This window comes from Streptomyces sp. NPDC088554 (assembly GCF_044752945.1).
Classification (GTDB): domain Bacteria; phylum Actinomycetota; class Actinomycetes; order Streptomycetales; family Streptomycetaceae; genus Streptomyces.
Map to the genome: position 1 here is coordinate 34,267 of NZ_JBIVMF010000033.1, position 23,133 is coordinate 57,399.

At 72.4% G+C, this 23,133-nt stretch carries 1 protein-coding gene and 1 pseudogene; both read right to left on the reverse strand.

All coding sequences use genetic code 11. From position 1 onward, the window contains the following. Window positions 1–141: 141 nt before the first annotated feature. A pseudogene (locus ACIP8W_RS28385) lies at window positions 142–19,893 on the reverse strand (type I polyketide synthase); the annotation flags it as partial. A gap of 159 nt (window positions 19,894–20,052) precedes the next feature. Next, a partial coding sequence (locus tag ACIP8W_RS28390) for an SDR family NAD(P)-dependent oxidoreductase (protein WP_402205188.1) occupies window positions 20,053–23,133 on the reverse strand: 3,081 nt, incomplete at its 5' end.

Consider the following 23,133-nt stretch of genomic DNA (forward strand, 5'->3'; position numbering starts at 1 on the left):
CCGGGGAAAGATACTTCCTACGATCATCATGTACGGCCGCCAGGCCCGCCGAGTTGCCTTAACACGGCGGGCCTAGCAGGACGACTAGTCTTCGCCGTCCGTCGAATGGGCACCGAGTTGCGCGTCCAGCCAGTCGGCGACCGCTCGGGCCGTGGAATCGGCGTGTTCCTCCATCATCGTGAAATGGTCACCGGAGACATCCACCACGGTCCGCGCCCATTTCCAGGAAGTCCGCCAGAAATCCACACCCTGTTCCGGAGCGATTCCGGGCAGCGGCTCGGACGCGCGGACAAGGAGGGTCGGCGCGGCGACCTCCCGCTGCTCCAGATCGAGCAACAGGTCGCCGTACCAGGAGGACGCGCTCAACCGGAGCCCGTCCATGTACACATAGCTCTCGCCCCGATCCTCGTAGATGCCGGACATCAGGGAATCCGTGATGTTCCGCAGCGCCGCGTCCTCCGGCGCGTACGGGTCGATGAGCACCACGGCCGCCGGCGCGTTGCCCGCGTCCTCCATGTGCCGGGCCAGGGCATGGGCCAGATAGCCACCCGAGGACATGCCCAGCAGGACGAAGGGAGCCCCGTCCGTCTGCCGTCGAATGCGCTCCGCGTGGGCCCGCAGCAACATCTCGGCATTCGCCGGAAGGATCTGGTCGGCCCGGTAGCCGGGCAGCCCCAGCGCCGTGACGTCCCGGGCGCCCCGGAACGGCGCCGCGAAGCGCGCGAACTGGTGCGGTCCGGCCACCGGCACGTGCGAGGGCAGGCAGATCAGCTGAGGCGTCGCCGCTCCCGTGGCCAGCCTGACCGGTTCGGCGAAGTCGGCGAGACGAGTCGGCTCGTCGGACTTCGGGAGCAACCCGGCGGTCTGCCGCAGCAGGGCGAACGCCTCGTCCACGCGCCCCTGTGCATAACTGCCGGTGAAGATCGAAACCAGCAGGTCGGGTGCCGCGCTCACTTCGGCGGTCGCCGCCAGGGGCTCGTCGGGCACTCCCGGCAGGGCGAGTCCCGTACCGAGGAAGTCGGCGAGCGCGGCGGGGGTCGCGTGGTCGAACACCAGGGAGGTGGGGAGTTTCAGCCCGGTGGCCGTGCCGAGCGCGTTGCGCAGCTGGATCGCGGTCAGCGAGTCGAAGCCCAACTCCAGGAACGCCCGGTCCGGTTCGATCGCGTCCCGCCCTGAGTGACCGAGCACCGTGGCCACTTCGGTACGTACGACATCCAGCACCGCGTCGGCACGGTCGCCGGCGGCCAGCCCGGCCAGCCTGTCCAGCAGTGACGGTCCGGAGCCCGGCTTCGCCGGCTCCTCGCCGGTCAGGGCCTTGCGGGCCTCGGGCAGTTCGTCCAGCAGCCGGGTGGCGCGGGCCACGGCGAACGAGGGAGCGAACCGTTCCCAGTCCATGTCCGTGACCGTGACGCAGGTGTCGCCCGCCGTCAGCGAGTCGCGCAGCGCCGCGATGGCGAGGTGCGGCCGCATGGCGTGGATGCCGCGCAGGCCCAGCTGTTCCGCGACGCCCTCCGTGGTCGCCATGCCGACCTCCGCCCAGGCTCCCCAGGCCACCGAGGCGGCGGCGAGCCCATGGGCCCTGCGGTGCTCCATCAGGGCGTCCACCTCGGCGTTGGCGGCCGCGTAGGCGCTCTGCCCACCACTGCCCCAGACCGCGGCGATGGTGGAGAAGGCGACAAAGGTCTCCAGCGAGTCACCCAGCAGCTCGTGCAGGTTCCGCGCGCCCACGGTCTTGGCCCGGTACACCTCGGCGAACTCGGCCTCACCGATGTCGGGCAAGCCCGTGAAGTGACTGATGCCAGCGGTGTGTACGACACCACGCACCGGCGTGCCCTTGTCCTCCAACTCGCTGAGCAGTACGGCCAGTTCGTCGCGGCAGGCCACATCGCACGCGACCACCTCGGTACGGCTGCCCAATGCCTCCAGTTCGTCCCGTAGTTCGGTCATGCCCTCGGCGTCGGGACCACGTCGGCTGATCAGCACCAGCCGCTCGGCCCCTGAACCGGCCAGCCAACGCGCCATCTCCCGGCCCAGACCACCGGTGCCACCGGTGACCAGGACGGTGCCGGACACCTTCCAGCTCCCCCCGGCGCTCTCCGCCGCGGGGGCCTGTACCAGACGGCGGGCGAAGACCCCGGTGGACCGGATCGCGGCCTGGTCCTCCGCCTGCCCGGCGGACCCGGCCAGCAGCCCGGCCAGCCGGGCTCCCATGGCCGGTTCGACCACCTCGGGCAGATCGACGAGTCCGCCCCAGCGCCCCGGGTGCTCCAGGGCCGCCACGCGTCCGAGGCCCCACACTCCCGCCTGGTCCATGGCCGTCACCTCGTCGGAGCCGCCCACGGAGACCGCGCCCCGGGTCACGCACCACAGCGGGGCCTGCACATCGGCGTCGCCGAGAGCCTGCACCAGCGCCACGGTCACCGCCACGGCGGCCGGCACCGGAGCCTCCCGGTCACCACCGTCGAGCAGCGCTGCAAGGGACAGCACACCGGCGAGCGCCGGGGCTCCGGGGGCCGCCAGGACCTCGGCGAGGCCGAGTGCCAGGCTCGCCCTGGTCGCGTCCGCCCGTACATCGAGCCGTACGACCTCGGCGCCCGCCTCGGTCAGCGCCCCGGCCACGGAGTCCGACCACACGTCCTGCTCCGCCCCTGTGGGGACGGCGACGAGCCAGCGCCCCGAGAGCGCGGCTGTCGGCCCGTACTGCACCGGGCGCCAGGCCACGTGGTACCGCCAGCCGTCCACCGCGGAGCGTTCCCGCTGCTCGCGCCGCCAGGAGGCGAGCACGGGCAGCGCCTCACCGAGCGAGGTCTCGCCCGACAGCTCCAGGACCCGCGTCAGCGCCGCGAGGTCCTCCTGCTCCACCGCGTCCCAGAACCCGTTCTCCGCCGAACCCGTCTTTTCACCGACGGTCTCGACCACCTGCTCCGGGCGACGCCGCGGCCAGTAGTGCTGGTGCTGGAAGGCATAGGTGGGGAGGGGGACTTGGCGTGTCGGGATGGTCGGGAGGGTGCTTGTCCAGTCGACGGGGAGGCCGTGGACGTACGCGTGGGACAGGGCCGTGGCGAGCCGCAGCCCGTCACCACTGTCCCGGCGCAGGGTTTCGAGGACCACGCCGCCGGTGGGGGTGTCGTCGAGGGTGTCCTGCAGTCCGGGTACGAGGACGGGGTGGGGGCTGACTTCGATGAATGCCCGGTACCCGGCGTCGGCGAGGCCGCGTACGGCGTCTTCGAAGCGGACCGTGGCCCGCAGGTTGCGGTACCAGTAGCCCGCGTCCATCTCCGACAGGTCCAGCCAGTCGCCCGTCACCGTCGAGAACAACGGCACCCGGCCCGGCACCGGACGGATCCCCGCCAGCTCCGCGACCAGCTCCGCCTCCAGGACCTCGACCTGCGCGGAATGCGACGCGTAGTCCACCGGGACCATCCGCGCCCGCACCCCCTCCGCCTCGAAAGCCGCCTGAAGCGCACCGAGTTCGGCGGGCGGACCCGCCACGACCGTCTGGCCCGGGCCGTTCACCGCCGCGACCGACACCTCCGCCCTGCCGGTCAGCCGCTCCCGTACCGCGTCCGCCGACAGGCGTACCGACATCATGCCGCCGCCACCCGACAGGCCGGTCAGCAGACGGCTGCGCAGCGCCACCACCCGTGCGCCGTCCTCCAGGGACAGCCCGCCGGCCACCACCGCGGCCGCGATCTCGCCCTGTGAATGGCCCACGACCGCGTCCGGCTCGATACCGTGCGCCCGCCACACCTCGGCCAGCGACACCATCACCGCCCACAACGCGGGCTGCACCACCTCCACCCGCTCCAGATCACCCTCCCGCAGCACCTCCAGCAACGACCACCCCGTCCACGGCTCCAAAGCCACCGCACACTCATCCAGCCTGCGGGCAAACGCAGGAGAGCTGTCATACAGCTCCACGCCCATCCCCAGCCACTGCGAACCCTGCCCCGGGAACACGAACACCGACCGCAACCCGGCAGCCAGCACCGACCCCCGCACCACACCCCCGACCGGCTCGTCCGACGCCAACGCGCCCAGACCCGCCAACAACTCACCACGATCCCGACCCGACACCACCGCACGATGCTCGAACACCGAACGACCCGCCACCAGCGAGTACGCCACATCGGCCGGGGCCAGCCCGGTGTCAGCCGCCATCCGCGTACGCAACCGGCGCGCCTGCTCCCGCAACGCGGCCTCGGACTTCCCCGACACCACCCACGACACAGGGCCCACCACCTCAGCCTCAGGCTCGGGTTCAGGAACCGGAACCTGCTCCAGGATCACGTGCGCGTTCGTACCGCTCGCTCCGAAGGCGGAGACGCCCGCCCGGCGGGGGTGGCCATTCTGCGGCCAGTCGCGGGCCTCGGTCAGCAGCTCCACCGCACCACTGGACCAGTCGACCTGATCGGTCCGCTCCTCCGCGTGAAGGGTGGCGGGCAGCACGCCGTGGCGCATCGCCTCCACCATCTTGATGATGCCGCCGACGCCCGCGGCCGCCTGCGTGTGTCCGATGTTCGACTTCAGCGAGCCGAGCCACAGCGGCCGGTCCTCGGGCCGGTCCTTGCCATACGTACCGAGGATGGCCTGCGCCTCGATCGGATCCCCGAGCCGGGTGCCCGTACCGTGCGCCTCCACCACGTCCACATCGGCGGGGGTCAGCCCGGCCGAGGCGAGCGCCTGGCGGATGACCCGCTGCTGTGCGGGGCCGTTGGGGGCTGTCAGGCCGTTGCTGGCGCCGTCCTGGTTGATCGCGCTGCCGCGCACCACCGCCAGGACCTGGTGGCCCTGCCGTTCGGCATCGGACAGCCGCTCCACCACCAGCACGCCGACGCCCTCGCCCCAGCCCGTACCGTCCGCGTCGGCCGAGAACGCCTTGCAGCGGCCGTCGATCGCCAGTCCGCGCTGCCGCGAGAACTCGATGAACGCTCCGGGGGTGGACATCACGGTGACACCACTGGCCAGAGCCATGTCACACTGCCCGGACCGCAGGGCCTGGATCGCCAGGTGCAGGGCGACCAGGGACGACGAGCATGCCGTGTCCACCGTCACCGCCGGGCCCTCCAGGCCGAAGGTGTAGGAGATGCGGCCCGACAGGATGCTGGGCGAGATGCCGGTGCCGACCAGGCCCTCGACATTCTCGTCGGACACCGCGAGCGCCAACTGGTAGTCGTGGTAGGTCACACCGGCGAACACACCGGTCCGGCTGCCGCGCACCGACGCCGGGTCGATACCGCCCTGCTCGAACGCCTCCCAGGACGCCTCCAGCAACAGCCGCTGCTGCGAGTCCATCGCCATGGCCTCACGCGGCGAGATCCCGAAGAACCCCGCGTCGAACTGGCCCGCCTCGTACAGGAAGCTGCCGAGCCGGGTGTAGATCTTGCCCAGCTCGTTGGGGTCGGGGTTGTACAGCGCGTCGATGTCCCAGCCCCGGTCGGCGGGGAAGTCGGAGACCGCGGACCGTTTCTCGGTGACCATCTGCCAGAGGTCGTCGGGGCTTGCGATCCCGCCGGGGTAGCGGCAGCTCATGCCGACGATGGCGATCGGTTCGCCCGCGTCGATGTCCGTGGTGTGGGCGGGCCGCAGCGCTGCGGCCGGTTCCTCCTCGGGGTGCAGTTCCGCGCGCAGCGAGCGGACGAGGGCGGCCGGGGTCGGGTGGTCGAAGACCAGGGTGGCGGGGAGCCGCAGCCCGGTCGCCTCGTTGAGCCGGTCACGGAGTTCCACCGCGCTCAAGGAGGTGAAGCCCAGTTCCTGGAACGCCTGGTGTACGTCGATCTCGTCGGCCGAGTCATGGCCGAGGACAGCGGCCGCCTGGGTGCGCACCACGTTCGTCAGGAAGCGCTCCTGTTCGGCGGCGGCCAGCCGGGCCAGCCGTCCGCCCGGGGTGTCGGCGGCCGTCTCGGCCGCCTCGGCCCCGACCGGGCCGGCCGGCGGTGCGAGCCGCCGGGGAGCCGTGCTCCGCCACAGCGGCGAGTGCGGCGCGCTGTTCGCGCCGAGCGCCAGCACGAGGGGTACGTCGACCGTCAGGGCCGCCTCGACATCGGCGTCCTGCGGCTGCTGCGCCCAGGCCAGCGAGCGGGCGCGGAGCCCACGGTCCCGGCGCCGGCGCGCCAGGGCGTCGGCGAAGGCGTGAGCCGCCGCGTACTCGGCGGCGCCGGGCGCCCCGAGGGTGGCGGCGGCCGAGGTGAACAGCACCACCTCTGCTGTTACCGAATGTGAGTCGAGCAGCTCCTCCAGCTCGACGAGAACGGTCAGGGTACGGGACAGGGCGTCCGGGTCGTCGGTGCCCCGGGCGTCCACGGTGTGGATCAGTGCGGCCAGCGGACGGTCTGCGGGCACCGCGTCGAGCGCCGCGCCCAGGGCCGTGACCTCGCAGGTCTCGACCGTGGCGGCCTGGCCGACAGCGGCGCGTACGGCGGCCGGGTCGGCGTGGCCGCCGGTGACCAGGACCGTACCGCTCCCGTCGAACGGGCGGACGCCCTCGACCGGGGAGATCCTGAGCAGCCGGGGTACCAGCAACTCATCTCTGTACAGGGCTAGTTGGGGTTCACCAGTGGCCAGGGCTCCGGCGAGCCGCTCGGATGCGAGGTCCGGTGCGTCCGAGTCCGGGTTCGGGTCCAGGTCCAGGTCCAGAAGGGTCAACCGGCCCGATCCTGCCTGTTGTGAGCCTGCGACCTGCCCCCGGCCTGTCTCCTGTTCCGAGCGGACGACCGCCCACACGGCGGCGGCGACCGGGTCCTGTGCCACCGCTCCCCTGGTGACAACGACCAGGCGGGAGCCGCTCAGCCGTTCGTCGGCGCGCCAGGACCGTACGAGATCCGTCACGCGGTCGACCGCCGACCGGGTCAGGGCGGCCAGTTCGGCCGCATCCCCGCGGCCCGGAGCGAAGGGGACGAGAAGGGTGGCGGGCACGGGGCCGGTGGAGTCGAGCGCGGCCAACAGGGCTGGCATATCCGGATAGTTGGCGCAGTCCGGACGGCCCGTCGTGTCGTCCGGGCCGGCCAGCCACGCCCATGCTCCGGCCTCCGGTACGGCCGCCGGGACCGGCGTCCAGTCCAGCCGGTACAGGGCGGTCTCACTCGCGCCGGGTGCGGCGCGCAGGGTGGCCGACGCGATGGAGAGCACCGGCTGTCCGGCGCCGTCCGTGGCCGTCACCGACAGTGAGCCACCCGCGGTGCCGGCCGGGGCCAGCCGGACGCGCAGGGCGGACCGGCCGGGGGCGCCGAGTGTGACGCCACGCAGTGCGAACAGGAACCGGTCGTGTCCGGTGCCGTCGAGGGTACCGAGGCCGAGCGGTTGCAGCGCGGCGTCCAGGAGTGCCGGGTGGAGGCCGAACTGCGGTGCGTCGAGAACGTGTCGCTGCTCCGGTCCCACCTCGGCGAAGAGCACGCCGTCCCGCTCCCACACTCCGCGCAGCCCCTGGAACGCGGGGCCGTAGCCGAAGCCGGTGCGGGCCATGCGGTCGTACACGTCCTCGACGGGTACGGGCAGGGCCCCGGACGGCGGCCACACCGTGAGGTCGGCGTCCACGGGGGCGGCAGGAGCGGAAGTGAGGGTGCCGGTGACATGCCGGGTCCACGGCGCGTCGTCGGCGGCGCCCTGCGGCCTGGTGTGGATGGTCACCGTGGGCGCGTCGCCGTCGGACACCACGACCCGCAGGGCGAGCCCGCCCTGTTCGGGCAGGGCCAACGGCGCCTGGAAGGTGAGTTCTTCCAGGTGGTCGTGGCCGAGTCGGTGGCCACTCCAGAGGGCGAGTTCCACGAAGAGGCTCGCGGGGATGACGACGACACCGTGTTCGGTGTGGTCGCCGAGCCACGGGTGGGTACGGAGCGAGAGACGGCCCGTGAAGAGGGTGCCGCCGCTCTCGGGCAGCCGAACTATCGCGCGGAGGAAGGGGTGTTCGGCCCGTTCCAGGCCGAGCACGCTCGGTTCGCCGCCGCCCAGCCCCGCCCGCGGCCAGTAGCGCCGCTTCTGGAAGGCGTAGGTGGGCAGGTCGACGCGGTGGGCGCGCTCCTCGCCGTACAGCGCCGACCAGTTGGGGGTGACGCCGTTGACGTACAGCGTGGAGAGAGCGGCGATGAGCGTACGGGCCTCCGGGCGGTCGGCGCGCAGAGCGGCGACCACGACCGGGGCCGTCGGCGCCGTGTCGTCCTCCTGGGTGGGGAGGCACTCGGGGACGAGGGCGCTCAGCACCCCGTCGGGGCCCACTTCGAGGAAGCGGGTCACGCCTCGTTCGGCCAGACTGCGGACGCCGTCGAGGAACCGGACGGGCTGCCGGACGTGCCGTACCCAGTAGTCGGCGGAGGCGATGTCGTCCGGCTCGGCAGGAAGTCCTGTGAGGTTCGAGACGACCGGAAGGCGCGGAGTGTGGTACGTCAACTTCTCGGCCACACTGCGGAATTCGTCGAGCATTCCGTCCATGCGGTGGGAGTGGAAGGCGTGCGACACCCGGAGCCTGCGGGTCTTGCGGCCCGCCGCCCTGAAGTGCGCGACGACGCGTTCGACGGCCTCCTCGTCGCCGGAGACAACGGTGGAGTCGGGGCTGTTGACGGCGGCGACGGCGACGGCGCCTCCGTCGGCCTCCAGGAACCGTACGATGTCGTCCTCCGCGGCCTGTACTGCGGCCATCGCGCCACCCGGGGGCAGGGCCTGCATCAGCCGGCCCCGGGCCGCGACCAGCGCGCAGGCGTCGGGCAGGGAGAGGACGCCCGCGACATGGGCGGCGGACAGCTCGCCCAGGGAGTGGCCCATCACGAAGTCCGGGGTCAGGCCCCAGGACTCCAGCAGCCGGTACAGGGCGACTTCGACGGCGAAGAGGGCGGCTTGCGCGTATCGCGTCTCGTCCAGGGCGCGCAACCCGTCCGCCGCCTCGTGCCCGTCGGTCAGCACTTCGGCCAGCGGGCGGTCCAGGTGGGCGTCCAACTCCGCGCGGACGGCGTCGAACGCCTCGGTGTAGACCGGGTAGGTCTCGTACAACTCCTGTCCCATGGACAGGCGTTGGGCGCCCTGCCCGGTGAACAGGAAGGCGGTCTTGCCGACCCCCACGACCCCGGTGACCAGTTGGGCGGCGGCCGTGCCGTCGGCCAGGGCCGCGAGCCCCTTCAGCAGGTCGTCCCGGTCCCGGCCGATCACGGCCGCCCGGCGGGAGAAGGCGGTACGGCCGGTGGCCAGAGCGGACGCCAGTTCCACCGGGGTGAGTTCGGTACGGGTGCGGAGGTGGTCGCGCAACTGCCCGGCCTGCGCGCGGAGCGCGGGCTCGGTCTTCGCCGACAGCACCCACGACAGCGGGCCCGACAGTACGGCCGGGACATCGGCCTCGGGCTCGGACTCCTCGAATTCCGGGGCCTGTTCGATGATGACGTGGGCGTTGGTGCCGCTCACCCCGAAGGCGGAGACGCCCGCCCGGCGCGGGTGCCCGTTGCGCGCCCACTCCTGGGACTCGGTGAGGAGGCGGACGGCGCCGGCCGACCAGTCGACCTGGTCGGTGGGCTCGTCGACATGCAGAGTGGCGGGCAGTGTCTCGTGCCGCATGGCCTGGATCATCTTGATGACACCGGCCACACCGGCGGCCGCCTGCGTGTGTCCGATGTTCGACTTCACCGAGCCGAGCCACAGCGGCCGGCCCTCGGGCCGGTCCTTGCCGTACGTGGCCAGGAGCGCCTGCGCCTCGATCGGGTCCCCGAGCCGGGTACCGGTGCCGTGTGCCTCGACCGCGTCCACCTCGGCAGCGGACAGTCCGGCGGAGGCCAGCGCCTGCCGGATGACCCGCTGCTGCGAGGGACCGTTCGGAGCCGTCAGCCCGTTGCTCGCACCGTCCTGGTTGACCGCACTGCCCCGTACGACAGCGAGCACCCGGTGCCCGAGGCGCCGCGCGTCGGACAGCCGCTCCACCAGGAGCACACCGGCGCCCTCGCCCCAGCCCGTACCGTCCGCCGCCGAGGCGAACGCCTTGCATCGGCCGTCCTCCGAGAGCGCGCCCTGGCGGGAGAACTCCACGAAGGCGTCCGGTGTGACCATGACGGTGGCGCCGCCCGCGAGGGCGAGGTCGCACTCGCCGCCGCGCAGCGCCTGCACGGCGAGGTGCAGGGCGACCAGGGACGAGGAACACGCGGTGTCCACCGTCACCGCCGGGCCCTCCAGGCCCAGGGTGTAGGAGATCCGTCCCGACAGCACACTGCCCGCGCTACCGGTCAGCAGCCCTTCGGAGGTCTCGCCCGACATCTGGATCGCCGGGCCGTAGCCGGAGCCGCTGCCTCCGACGAACACACCGGTACGGCTGCCACGCAGCCCGGTGGGGTCGATGCCCGCCCGCTCCAGCGCCTCCCAGGAGGTCTCCAGCATCAGCCGCTGCTGCGGGTCCATGGCCAGGGCCTCGCGCGGCGAGATCCCGAAGAACCCCGCGTCGAACCCGGCCGCGTCGGCGAGGAACCCGCCCTCCCGCGTGTGCTTCGCGCCCTCGCCCGCAGGGGCCAGGTCCCAGCCCCGGTCCGAGGGGAACGGCTCGATCGCGTCGGTGCCGTCCGCGACCACCTGCCACAGCTGTTCCGGTCCTGTGATGCCACCGGGGTAGTGGCAGGCCATGGCGACGATGGCGACGGGTTCGTCGGTGGCTGTCGCGGACCGCTGCTCCGTAACCACCGCTCCGGTCGGCGAAGCGGTGTGTCCGAGGAGTTCCTCGCCGAGGAAGGCGGCGAGAACCTCGGGGGTGGGGTAGTCGAAGACAAGGGTGGCCGGGAGGGCGAGCCCGGTCGTCGCGATCAGTTGGTTGCGGAGTTCCACAGCGGTGATCGAGTCGAACCCGAAGTCGCGGAAGGCGCGTTCGGCGGGCACGGCATCGGCGGAGGCGTGCCCGAGCACGGCGGCGGCCTGGGCGCGTACCAAGGACACCAGCGCTTCGAGCCGGTCGTCCGGGTCGAGACCGCTCAGCCGCTCGTACAGGGCGTTGCTCTCGACGGGCCGGCCGGCGGCAGGCCCGTCCGGTTCAACGGGTGGGCTCAACAACCTTATGGCTTCGGGCAGTTCGCTCAGCAGCGGACTGGGCCGCGCCGAGGTGAACGAGGAGATGAACCGCTCCCAGTCCATATGGGTGACGGCCAGGAAGGTCTCGTCCAGGTCGAGCGCCTGTTGCAGCGCGGCGATCGCCAACTCCGGTTCCATCTGGTGGAGTCCGCGCCGTCGCATGTAGTCCATGGCCTCGGCGTCGGCCATGCCGCCGTCCGCCCAGCCGCCCCACGCCACGGAGGTGGCGGTCAGCCCACGGGCGCGGCGGCGTCCCGCGACGCCGTCCAGGTAGGCGTTGGCGGCGGAGTACGCGCCCTGGCCCGCCCCGCCCCAGACCGCGGCGCAGGACGAGAAGAGGACGAAGGCGGCGAGGGGGGCGTCGCCGAAGGCCGCGTCCAGGTTGTCGGTGCCCGCGGTCTTGGCCGCGAGCAGGCCGGGCAGGTCGGCGGAGGCGGTGTCGGCGAGGGAGATCATCCGGCTGACCCCGGCCGCGTGCAGTACGGCCCGGATCTCGTCGCCGTCCGCCCGCAGGCCCTCGATCAGGGCATCCAGCGCGGGCCGGTCGGCGATGTCGAGGGCGGCCAGGGTGACCCGGACTCCCAGTTCCTCCAGTTCGGCCCCGAGCTCCCCGGCGCCCGGCGCGTCGGCGCCCCGGCGGCCGGTGAGCACGAGGTGTTCGGCGCCGCCACGGGCCAGCCATCGGGCGATGTGGGCGCCGACGCCGCCGGTACCACCGGTGACGAGGACGGTGCCGGAGGGCCGCCAGCGGCGGGTGGGTTCGGCGGCCGGTGTGGCGCGGATCAGCCGTCGTACGTGGATGCCCGTACGGCGTACCGCGAGCTGGTCCTCGGTCCCCAGTGCCGCGTCCCCGGGGAGCGTGCCGCTCCTGCCCTGGTCGAGAATTCCGGCCAGTCGGGAGAGCGCGGGGTCGTCGAGGGTCTCGGGCAGGTCGATCAGCCCGCCCCAGCGTCCGGGGTACTCCAGGGCGGCGACGCGCCCCATCCCCCACACGGCGGTCTGCGCGGCCGCGGTGGCGTGCTCGGTGTCGGTCACGGAGACCGCGCCCTGGGTCAGGCACCACAGGGGAGCCTCGACTCCGGCCTCGCCGAGGGCGACGGTCAGGGTGAGTGTGGCGGTCACGGCCGCCGGTACGGTGGCCGGCTCCTCGCCGTCCTGAAGAGCCAGCAGCGATACGACGCCGGTGACCGGGGACCGCTCGGCGAGCGCGTCCCGCAGGCGGGCGGCCAGCTCGGCGCGGTCGGCGTCCGGGGCGGCCGTCAGGGGGACGACCTGGGCACCACGGGCGGCGAGAGCGGCCAGAACGGCGGACACCGGCCCGCCCTCGGCCAGGGCGACCGGCCCGTCCTCGGGCGTGACGACCAGCCAGGTCCCCGACAGGGTCGTACCGGGCCGGGCCGCGAGCGGCGACCAGCGCACCCGGTACCGCCAGCCGTCCACGGTGGACCGGTCCTGGCTGCGCCGCCGCCAGGAGGCCAGCGCGGGCAGCACGGTGTCGAGGGAGGACCGGTCGGCGCCCGCGTCGAGGTCCAGGGTCGCGGCGAGCGCGTCGACATCGGCGTTGGCGACGACCTCCCAGAACCGGGCGTCGGCCGGGCTCGTCCCGGCGTCGGCGCCGGGCAGCGGAGCCACCGGCCGCGGCCAGTAGCGCGCACGCTGGAAGGGGTACGTCGGCAGCGGCACCCGGTGGGCGTGCGCGGCGTCGAACGTGGTGTCCCAGGCGATGGCCACCCCTTGGATGTACGCCTCGGCCAGCGCGGTGTGGATCCGGGGCAGCCCGCCCTGGTCCCGGCGGAGTGTGGTGAGCACGGCAGCGCGGATGTCCGCGTCCTCCGTGATGTCCTGGAGGCCGGGGGCCAGCACGGGGTGCGGGCCGACCTCGACGAACGCCCGGTAGCCCGCGTCGAGCAGGGCGCGTACGGCGTACTCGAAGGCGACCGGCTCGCGGAGGTTGCGGTACCAGTAGGCCGCGTCCAGCGCCGCCAGGTCCTGACGGTCACCGGTGACGGTGGAGTAGAAGGGCACCGTACCGGACAGGCCCTCGACCTCGGCGAGACCGGCGAGCAGTTCGTCGCGGAAGGGCTCGACCTGGACCGAGTGCCCCGCGGCGGCGGCGGGCACCAGCCGGGCCCGTACCTCCCGCTCGGTCAGCTCGGCGACGAGGGGGTGCAGTACGTCCTCGGGACCGGTGATCACCGTGTGGCGCGGGCCGTTGATCGCCGCGATCGACAACTCAGGTCGTTCCGTGAGGAGTTCCCGCACCTCGTCGGCGGGCAGCCGGATCGAGGCCATGCTGCCGAGGCCCGACAGCCGGTTGAGGATCGTGCTGCGCAGGGTCACGATGCGGGCCGCGTCGGCCAGCGAGAGGCCGCCCGCCACCACGGCGGCGGCGATCTCGCCCTGGGAGTGGCCGACCACCGCGTCCGGCTCGACACCATGCGCCCGCCAGACCTCGGCCAGCGACACCATCACGGCCCACAGCGCGGGCTGGAGGACATCGAGGCGGTCGAGCGACGGCAGGCCGTCCTCACCGCGCAGCACACCGAGCAGCGGCCAGTCGACCCAGGGGGCCAGGGCCGCCGCGCACTCGTCGAGGCGCCGGGCGAACACCGGTGAGGAATCGTAGAGTTCGATGCCCATACCGAGCCACTGCGCGCCCTGTCCGGGGAAGACGAACACGGTACGGGGAGGCTCGGCGCCGGGTGCGACCGTGCCGTGCACGAGACCTGCGGCGGGCTCGCCCGACTCCAGCGCGGCGAGCCCGCCGAGCAGCCGTTCGCGGTCCGCGCCCATGACAACGGCCCGGTGCTCGAAGGTCTGCCGGCCGGTGGCCAGGGAGTAGGCGATGTCCACCGTGTCGGAGCCGGTGCTCTCCACCTGGGTCCGCAGCCGCGCGGCCTGCTCGCGCAGGGCGCTGCCGGTCTTCGCCGACACCACCCAGGAGACAGGACCGGGGGCGGCTGCCGGAGCCTCCGGCTCGGACGCGGGCTCAGGTGTGTGTTCGAGGATGATGTGCGCGTTGGTACCACTGACACCGAAGGCCGAGACACCGGCCCGGCGCGGCCGGTCGCTGTCCGGCCACTCCTGGGCTTCGGTGAGCAGCCGGACGGCGCCGGTGGACCAGTCGACCTGGTCGGTCGGCTCGTCGACATGCAGGGTGACCGGCAGCCGGCCGTGCCGCATGGCCTGCACCATCTTGATGACACCGGCCACACCCGCGGCGGCCTGCGTGTGTCCGATGTTGGACTTGATGGACCCGAGCCACAGCGGCCGGTCGTCCGACTTCTCCTTGCCGTACGTGGCCAGGAGCGCCTGTGCCTCGATCGGGTCCCCGAGCCGGGTACCGGTGCCGTGTGCCTCGACCGCGTCCACGTCGGCGGCGGTTAGTCCGGCGGAGGCGAGCGCCTGGCGGATCACCCGCTGCTGCGAGGGACCGTTCGGGGCGGTGAGTCCGTTGCTCGCGCCGTCCTGGTTGACCGCGCTGCCCCGCACCACGGCGAGGACCCGGTGCCCGAGCCGCTCGGCGTCGGACAGCCGCTCCACGAGCAGCACACCGGCACCCTCGCCCCAGCCCGTACCGTCCGCGTCGGCCGAGAACGCCTTGCACCGGCCGCCGGGCGACAGAGCTCCCTGCTGAGTCGCTTCGACGAAGATGGCGGGGGTGGACATCACGGTCGCGCCACCGGCGAGGGCCACATCGCACTCACCAGTGCGCAGCGCCTGTACGGCGAGGTGGAGCGCGACCAGGGAGGCGGAACAGGCGGTGTCGATGGTGACGGCCGGGCCCTCCAGACCGAGGGTGTAGGCGATCCGCCCGGACATCACACTGGCCGCGCTGCCCGTGCCCAGATACCCCTCGGCGGGATCGGGACTCTTCAACAACAGCCCTGCGTAGTCCTGGCCGTTGGTGCCCATGAACACCCCGCCCCGGCCACCGCGCAGCGAGACCGGGTCGATCCCCGCGTCCTCCAGCGCCTCCCAGCAGGTCTCCAGGAGCAGCCGCTGCTGCGGGTCCATCGCGCCGGCCTCGCGCGGCGAGATGCCGAAGAACCCCGCGTCGAAGCCGGCCGGGTCCGTCAGGAAAGCACCGTACCGAGCGTAGTCGGTACCGTCGCCGCGCGGTTCCATGTCGTACGCCTGCTCCCAGCCGCGGTCGGCCGGGAACCCGGTGACGGCGTCGGTACCGGAGGCCAGCAGCTCCCACAGTTCCTCGGGAGAGGCGACACCACCGGGAAGGCGGCAGGCCATACCCACGATCGCCACCGGGTCGTCAGCCAATGACCCACTCCAGACAGGGAGTTGGTCCGTCGCATCCACGATTCCAGCCAGCTCGGACCACAGGTGCCGCACCAGGGAGAGCGGGGTCGGATGGTCGAACACCAACGAGGGCGGGAGCGCGAGGCCGGTCTCCGCGCCCAGACGGTTGCGGAACTGGACGGCGGTCAGCGAGTCGAAGCCCAACTCCTTGAACGCGCGCCCGGGTACGACCGTGTCCGCCGACGCGTGTCCCAGCACCATCGCCGCCTGCTCCCGGACGATGTCCAGGAGCAGACCGCGCTGTTCGGTTTCCGGGAGGAGGGCCAGCCGGGTGTGGAGTGACCCGGCGGGGGTGTTCGCGCCCTGCCCGGCCTGATCGGTGCCGGTACGTGCCCGGTCCTTCTCCGTCCCGGTCCCGCTCCGGATCTCGTCGAAGAGAGCGCTGGGGCGGGTGGTGGTGAACAGGGGCAGGAAGCGGTTCCAGTCGACCTCGGCAACGGTCAGGACGCCTTCGTCTGCCGCGATCACCCGCGCGAATTCCGCCAAAGCCCTGGCAGGGGCCATCAGTCCGACCCCGGCACGCCGTACCCGGCTCGCCACGACTTCGTCGGTGGCCATCCCGGCACCGGCCCACGGCCCCCATGCCACACAGGAGCCGACCAGCCCCCGCGCGCGACGCCGCTCGACCAATGCCTCCAACGCCGCGTTGGCGGCGGCGTAGTTGCCCTGCCCCTCGCCGCCCCAGGAGGCGGATGCCGAGGAGAAGGCGGCGAACAGCGAGAGGGGTTCGGGGAGTTCGGCGGTCAGCTCATCGAGATGAACCGCCGCGTCCACCTTGGCCGCCCATACCCCGGCGAACCGTTCGGGTGACAGCGCCTCGACGATACCGTCGTCCAGCACTCCGGCCGTATGGACAACGCCCCGCAGCGGGAACTCCGCCGGAATCCCCGCCAGCACCTCAGCCAGCGCGGCCCGGTCCGACACATCGCACGCCAGCACACTCGCCGCGCAGCCCGACTCCGCCAGTTCCGCTACGAGGTCGGCGGCGCCCGGCGCCCGCGTGCCCCGGCGGCTCACCAGAAGCAGCCGCCGCGCCCCTTCCCGCGCCAGCCACCGCGCCACCTCCGCGCCCAGACCGCCCGTACCACCGGTCACCAGGACAGTACCGTCCGTCCGCCACACCGACCCGTCCTCGGGAACGGGCGGGGCCGCGACCAGGCGGCGCGTAAACACACCGGCAGCGCGTACGGCGAGCTGGTCCTCGGCGGGAAACGCGCCGGCGAGGACCGCGATGAGCCGTTCCGTCACAGGACCAACCGTCACGGGAGCGTCCTCCGCCCCTGGCGCAACCGTCGTTGTCGTGGCAGGGAGGTCGATCAGACCGCCCCAGCGCCCGGGGTGCTCCAGGGCCACCACTCGGCCCAGCCCCCACACACCCGCCTGTGCGACCGAGACCCTATCGTCCGAACCACCGGCCGCGACCCCACTCCGCGTCACGCACCACAGCGGGGCATCCACCCCGGCATCACCCAGCGCCTGTACGAGAGTGAGGGTGGCGGTCACCGCCACGGGAACCCCTGTCGCCCCCTCGTCGTCCGCCGGCATCGGCAGGCATACGACACCGACGACGCCCTCGGCGACCTCCCGCAGCCGTACAGCCAGCTCCGCCCGGTCGAGGGCGCCGGCGTTCACCTCGACGGTCACGACCTCGGCACCGGCAGCCGTCAGGGCTGCCAACACCTCCCGCGCATCAGCCTGTTCGGCAGCACCGACCGGGATCGTGGCCAGCCAGCGCCCCGCCAACCGCGCCCCGCCCGACCCGGCCCGCGCCGGGCGCCACACCTCCCGATACCGCCAGCCGTCCACCACGGGGCCACGAACCGGGCTCGACAGCCAGTATCGCTCGCGTTCGAAGGCGTACGTCGGCAACGCGACCTGCCGGGCGCCACTCCCCGCATACAACTCGGCCCACCGGACCGACACACCACTCACCTGCGCCAACGCCAACGCCTCAACGAACTGGACGGGCTCGGCACCACGATCCTTGCGCAGCAACGGCACCACCACACCGGCGCCCTCGCCGGACAGGCAGCGCTCCACCATGGGGCTGAGTGCGGCGTCCGGTCCGAGTTCGAGGAACGCCGACACACCCTCCCCGGCGAGCCATTCCACCGCGTCGGCGAACCGTACCGCCTCACGGACCTGCCGCACCCAGTACTCCGGCGTACTGAACTCCGCACCCGCCGGACGACCCGTCAACGTCGACACCACCGCCATACGAGCAGGCCGGAAGGAAACGTCCTCCAGTGCCTTCCGGAAGTCGTCCAGCATCGGCTCCATCAGCACCGAGTGGAACGCATGACTCACCGGCAACGAACGCGTACGACGACCGAGCGAGGCGAAGTGCTCCGCCACCGCCCCTACCGCATCGGCCTCACCCGAGACCACCACCGAACCCGGCGCATTCAGCGCGGCGATCCCCGCGCCCTCGGTCAGGTGCGGGACAACCTCGGCCTCGGAGGCTTCCACCGCGACCATGACCCCACCCCCGGGCAGCGCGTCCATCAGCCGGCCCCGCGCCGCCACCACACGACACGCATCCGCCAACGACAGCACACCCGCCACATACGCGGCAGCGACCTCCCCCACCGAATGACCCACCAGGAACCCCGGGACCACACCCCACGACTCCACCAACCGGTACAACGCCACCTCAAACGCGAACAACCCCGCCTGAGCCCACACCGTCCGATCCAACAAACCCTCGTCCGCACCGGAAGCCCACACCACCGACCTCAGCGGCGCCTCCAACAACGGATCCAGCACCTCACACACCGCATCCCACGCCCCCGCGAACACCGGAAACGCCTCACACAACTCCCGACCCATACCGAGCCGCTGCGCACCCTGGCCCGAGAACAGCACAGCGCACGCACCGGAACCGGCCACACCCCGCACCACACCCGCGGCCGCCCCCCCGCACTCCACCGCCGCCAACCCGGCCAGCAACTCCGCGCGATCCCGGCCCGTCACCACGGCCCGGTGCTCGAACACCGAACGACCCACCGCCAGCGACAACCCCACATCCACCGGGTCCAGCCCACCATCGGACTCCACCCACCCACGCAACCGCGCCGCCTGCCCCCGCAACGCGCCCTCACTCCGCCCCGACACCGGCCACACCCAGGACACCGGCTGTGTCGTGGGCTGCGGCTCGGTCTCCCCGGGCTGGGCGTTCACCTCGGGGACGGGCGCCTGTTCGAGGATGACGTGGGCGTTGGTGCCGCTGACACCGAAGGCGGACACACCGGCCCGGCGCGGGTGGTCGGCTTCCGGCCACTCCCGAGCCCGGGTCAGGAGCTGAACCGTGCCGGCCGACCAGTCGACCTGGTTGCTGGGTTCGTCGACGTGCAGGGTGGCGGGCAGCACGCCGTGCCGCATCGCCTCCACCATCTTGATCACACCGGCCAGACCGGCAGCTGTCTGCGTGTGACCGATGTTCGACTTCACCGAGCCCAGCCACAGCGGCCGGTCCGCGGTGCGCTCCTTGCCATACGTGGCGAGCAGGGCCTGCGCCTCGATCGGGTCGCCGAGCCGAGTGCCGGTGCCGTGTGCCTCGACGACGTCGACCTCGGCCGCCGGAACACCCGCGGTGGCCAGGGCCTGGCGGATCACCCGCTGCTGGGAGAGGCCGTTCGGGGCGGTGAGCCCGTTGCTCGCGCCGTCCTGGTTGACCGCACTGCCCCGTACCACCGCCAGCACCTCGTGGCCGTTGCGTACGGCATCCGACAGCCGCTCCACGAGGAGCACACCGGCGCCCTCGCCCCAGCCCGTACCGTCCGCTCCCGACGCGAACGACTTGCACCGGCCGTCGACCGCGAGCCCCCGCTGCCGTGAGAACTCGATGAACGCCCCGGGGGTCGACATCACGGCCACCCCGCCCACCAGCGCGAGATCACACTCGCCCACCCGCAGGGCCTGTGCGGCGAGATGCAGGGCGACCAGGGACGACGAGCACGCCGTGTCCACCGTCACCGCCGGGCCCTCCAGGCCCAGGGTGTACGAGAGCCGGCCGGACATCACACTGGCCGCGGTACCGGTCAGCAGATAGCCCTCGGCGCCCTCCGGGACTTCGTCCAGGCCGACGCCGTACCCAAGGACGGAAGCCCCGACGAAAACACCGGTCCGGCTGCCGCGCAGCGAGCCGGCCTCGATGCCCGCCCGTTCCACAGCTTCCCAGGACGCCTCCAGCAACAGCCGCTGCTGCGGGTCCATCGCCAGCGCCTCGCGCGGGCTCAGGTCGAAGAAAGCGGGGTCGAACTCGTCGGCGTCGTAGACGAATCCGCCCTGACGCGTGTACGACGTGCCGGTGTGTTCCGGGTCCGGATGGTAGAGCCCCTCCAGGTCCCAACCGCGGTTGGCGGGGAATTCCGCTATCGCGTCGCCGCCCGATTCCACCAGGGCCCACAGTTCCTCGGGCGAGGTCACTCCCCCCGGGAACCGGCAACTGGTCGCCACGATGGCGATCGGCTCCTGGGCTTTCTGCTCGTTCTCACGCAGACGGAGGCGGGTCTTGTACAGATCCACCGTTACACGCTTCAGGTGTTCGCGAAGCTGCTCTTCATTTGCCATTTCAGTCAACCTCCGTCGCACAGTGCACAGTCGCTCGGCGAGCGTCATCACACCGGGTGCGAGAACCGCGTAGAAAAGGGGAAGGGGGGAAGTTCAGGGACGTGCAAAAAGGCGAGTTGCCAGGGGCGTACGGAAGGCGGGTCAGTCCAGCTCTTTGCTGATGAAGTCGAAGATCTCGTCGTCCGATGCACCGTCGAGGAGTCGCTCGATATCCGGGCCGGTTTCCGCTCCCGCGCCCGAGGCGTTGGGGCCGGAGAGTGCCGGACCGGAGTGGCCGACGTCAGCCATGCGGGCGACGAGTGCCTGGAGCCGGTCGGTGAGGCTCGACCGGGTCTCGGCGTCGGAGTCTGCCGCAGCCTCGGACCAGGCGAGTTCCAGCCGCTCCAGTTCGGCGAAGACAGGTTCCGTGAACGCCGCGTCGGGCCGGTCACCGAGCAGCTCACCGAGCAGATGGCGGCCGAGGAGATCGGGAGTGGGGTAGTCGAAGACGAGGCTGGTGGGCAGGGCGAGACCGGTCTCGGTGGCGAGCCGGTTGCGGAAATCGACCGCGGTCAGCGAGTCGAAGCCCAGTTCACGGAAGGGCCGTTCACTCTTCACGGACTCCGCCGTCGGGTGTCCCAGGACCAGCGCGGCGTAGCTGCGGACCAACTCCGTCAGTTTCCTGATCCGTTCGGGAGCGGGCAGAGCCATCAGGGTGTCCTGGAGCCGCTGCCTCTCCCCGCCCGGCTCGCCACTCTCGTCCTCGGTCTGCATCAAAGCCGCCTGAGCGTCGGCGAGTTGAAGCAGCAGGGGGCTGGGGCGGAGCATCGTGTACACGGGGGCGAACCGTCCCCAGTCGATGTTGGCCACCACCAGGTGCGTCTCGTCGTCCGTCAGTGCCTGACGGAGCGCGTCGACGGCGAGTTCGGGCGCCATGGTGAGGACACCCCGGGTACGGAGGTCCTCCTCCGTCCGGCCGGTGGCCAGCCCGGCATCGGCCCAGGCGCCCCACGCGACGGAGGTACCGGTCAGACCGCGCCGCCGACGGCGGTGCATCAGCGCGTCCAGGAAAGCGTTGCCTGCCGCGTAGGCGCCCTGCCCGGCGCCGCCCCAGACACTGGAGATCGAGGAGTAGCACAGGAACACGTCCAACGGACGGTCCCCGAACAGTTCGTCGAGGTTGCGGGCGCCCGACACCTTCGACGCGACGACCCGCGCGAACTCCGGTACGTCCGTCGCCGCCAGCTCGACGAACTGGCCTACGCCGGCCGCGTGGACGACGCCCCGGATCTCGGACCCGCCGGACCCGTCCGCCTCGACGTCCGCGACGAGCGCGGCGAGCGCGGCCCGGTCCGCGACGTCACAGGCGGCGATGGTCACCCGGGCACCCAGCTCTTCGAGTTCGGCGCGGAGCGCGGGGGCCGCCGGGGCATGGGGCCCACTGCGGCTGATCAGCACGAGGTGCTCGGCCCCCGAACGGGCCAGATCGGCCGCGAGCCGGCCACCGAGACCGCCGGTTCCCCCCGTGACGAGATAGGTGCCACGGGCCTGCCACTTGGCGCCCGTGGCGGCGGCCCGCGGCCGCGCGGAGCGGGTCAGACGTCGGGCGTGCAGGCCGGAAGGCCGGATGGCGAGCTGATCCTCGTGTGCGGCGCCCGCCTGCCCGCCGACCGGCACACCGCCGAGTGCGGCGGCAAGACCGTCGAGGACGCGCTTGTCGTACAGCTGCGGTGTGTCCCCCGCCGATACGTCGACGGCGTCCTCGGGGGTCACCGGTACGTCGATGAGGCCGCCCCACCGGTCGGGGTGCTCCAGCGCGGCGACGATGCCGATGCCCCAGACCTGGGCCTGGTCCGCGTCGACGACGTCCTCGGGAGTCACGGAGACCGCGCCCCGGGTCAGGCACCACAACGGTGCCTGGACATCGGCGTCACCGAGCGCCTGTGCGAGCGTCAGTGTGCCGACCGCACCGGCCGGCACCTGCGCCGTGGAGGGCTCCTGTGCCAGGGCGAGCAGCGACAACACGCCTGCGGGTGAGTCGACGGCTGTGTCGGCGAGAATCTCCCTTACTCGGTCGGCCAGTTCCGTGCGACTGACACCGAGGGGATCGACCTCCAGGCGTACGACCGTCGCCTCGCACTCGGTGAGCAGGCGAACGGAAGCGTCCGTCCAGTTCTGTGCGGAGCTGTCGGTGGGGGTGACCACCAGCCAGATTCCGGAGGGACCGGCACCGCCGGTGCCGGTCCCTCCGGCAACCGGCGCCCACGTCACCTTGTAGCGCCAACGCTCCAGCACGGACTGCTCGCCGAGCCGTTGCCGCCAGGACGACAGGGCGGGCAGCACGGCGTCCAACGGTTCCTGGCCCACGCCGAGTTCATCGGCGAGTCGGTGCCGGTCCGTCTCCGCCACGATCCGCCAGAAGTCCGCGTCCACCGTGTTCTTCGCACCGTCCACAGCGTCGGACCGCTGCGCGAGCGGCCAGTAGTGCTGGTGCTGGAAGGCATAGGTGGGCAGGGGGACCTGGCGTGCCGGGACGGTCGGGAGGGTGTTGGTCCAGTTGATGGGGAGGCCGTGGACGTATGCGTGGGACAGGGCGGTGGCGAGGCGGAGTGTGTCACCGCTGTCCCGGCGCAGGGTTTCCAGGACCACGCCGCCGGTGGGGGTGTCGTCGAGGGTGTCCTGCAGTCCGGGGACGAGGACGGGGTGGGGGCTGACTTCGATGAATGCCCGGTACCCGGCGTCGGCGAGGCCGCGTACGGCGTCTTCGAAGCGGACCGTGGCCCGCAGGTTGCGGTACCAGTAGCCCGCGTCCATCTCCGACAGATCCAGCCAGTCGCCCGTCACCGTCGAGAACAACGGCACCCGGCCCGGCACCGGACGGATCCCCGCCAGCTCCGCGACCAGCTCCGCCTCCAGGACCTCGACCTGCGCGGAATGCGACGCGTAGTCCACCGGGACCATCCGCGCCCGCACCCCCTCCGCCTCGAAAGCCGCCTGAAGCGCACCGAGTTCGGCGGGCGGACCCGCCACCACCGTCTGGCCCGGGCCGTTCACCGCAGCGACCGACACCTCCGCCCTGCCGGTCAGCCGCTCCCGTACCGCGTCCGCCGACAGGCGTACCGACATCATGCCGCCGCCACCCGACAGGCCGGTCAGCAGACGGCTGCGCAGCGCCACCACCCGTGCGCCGTCCTCCAGGGACAGCCCGCCGGCCACCACCGCGGCCGCGATCTCGCCCTGCGA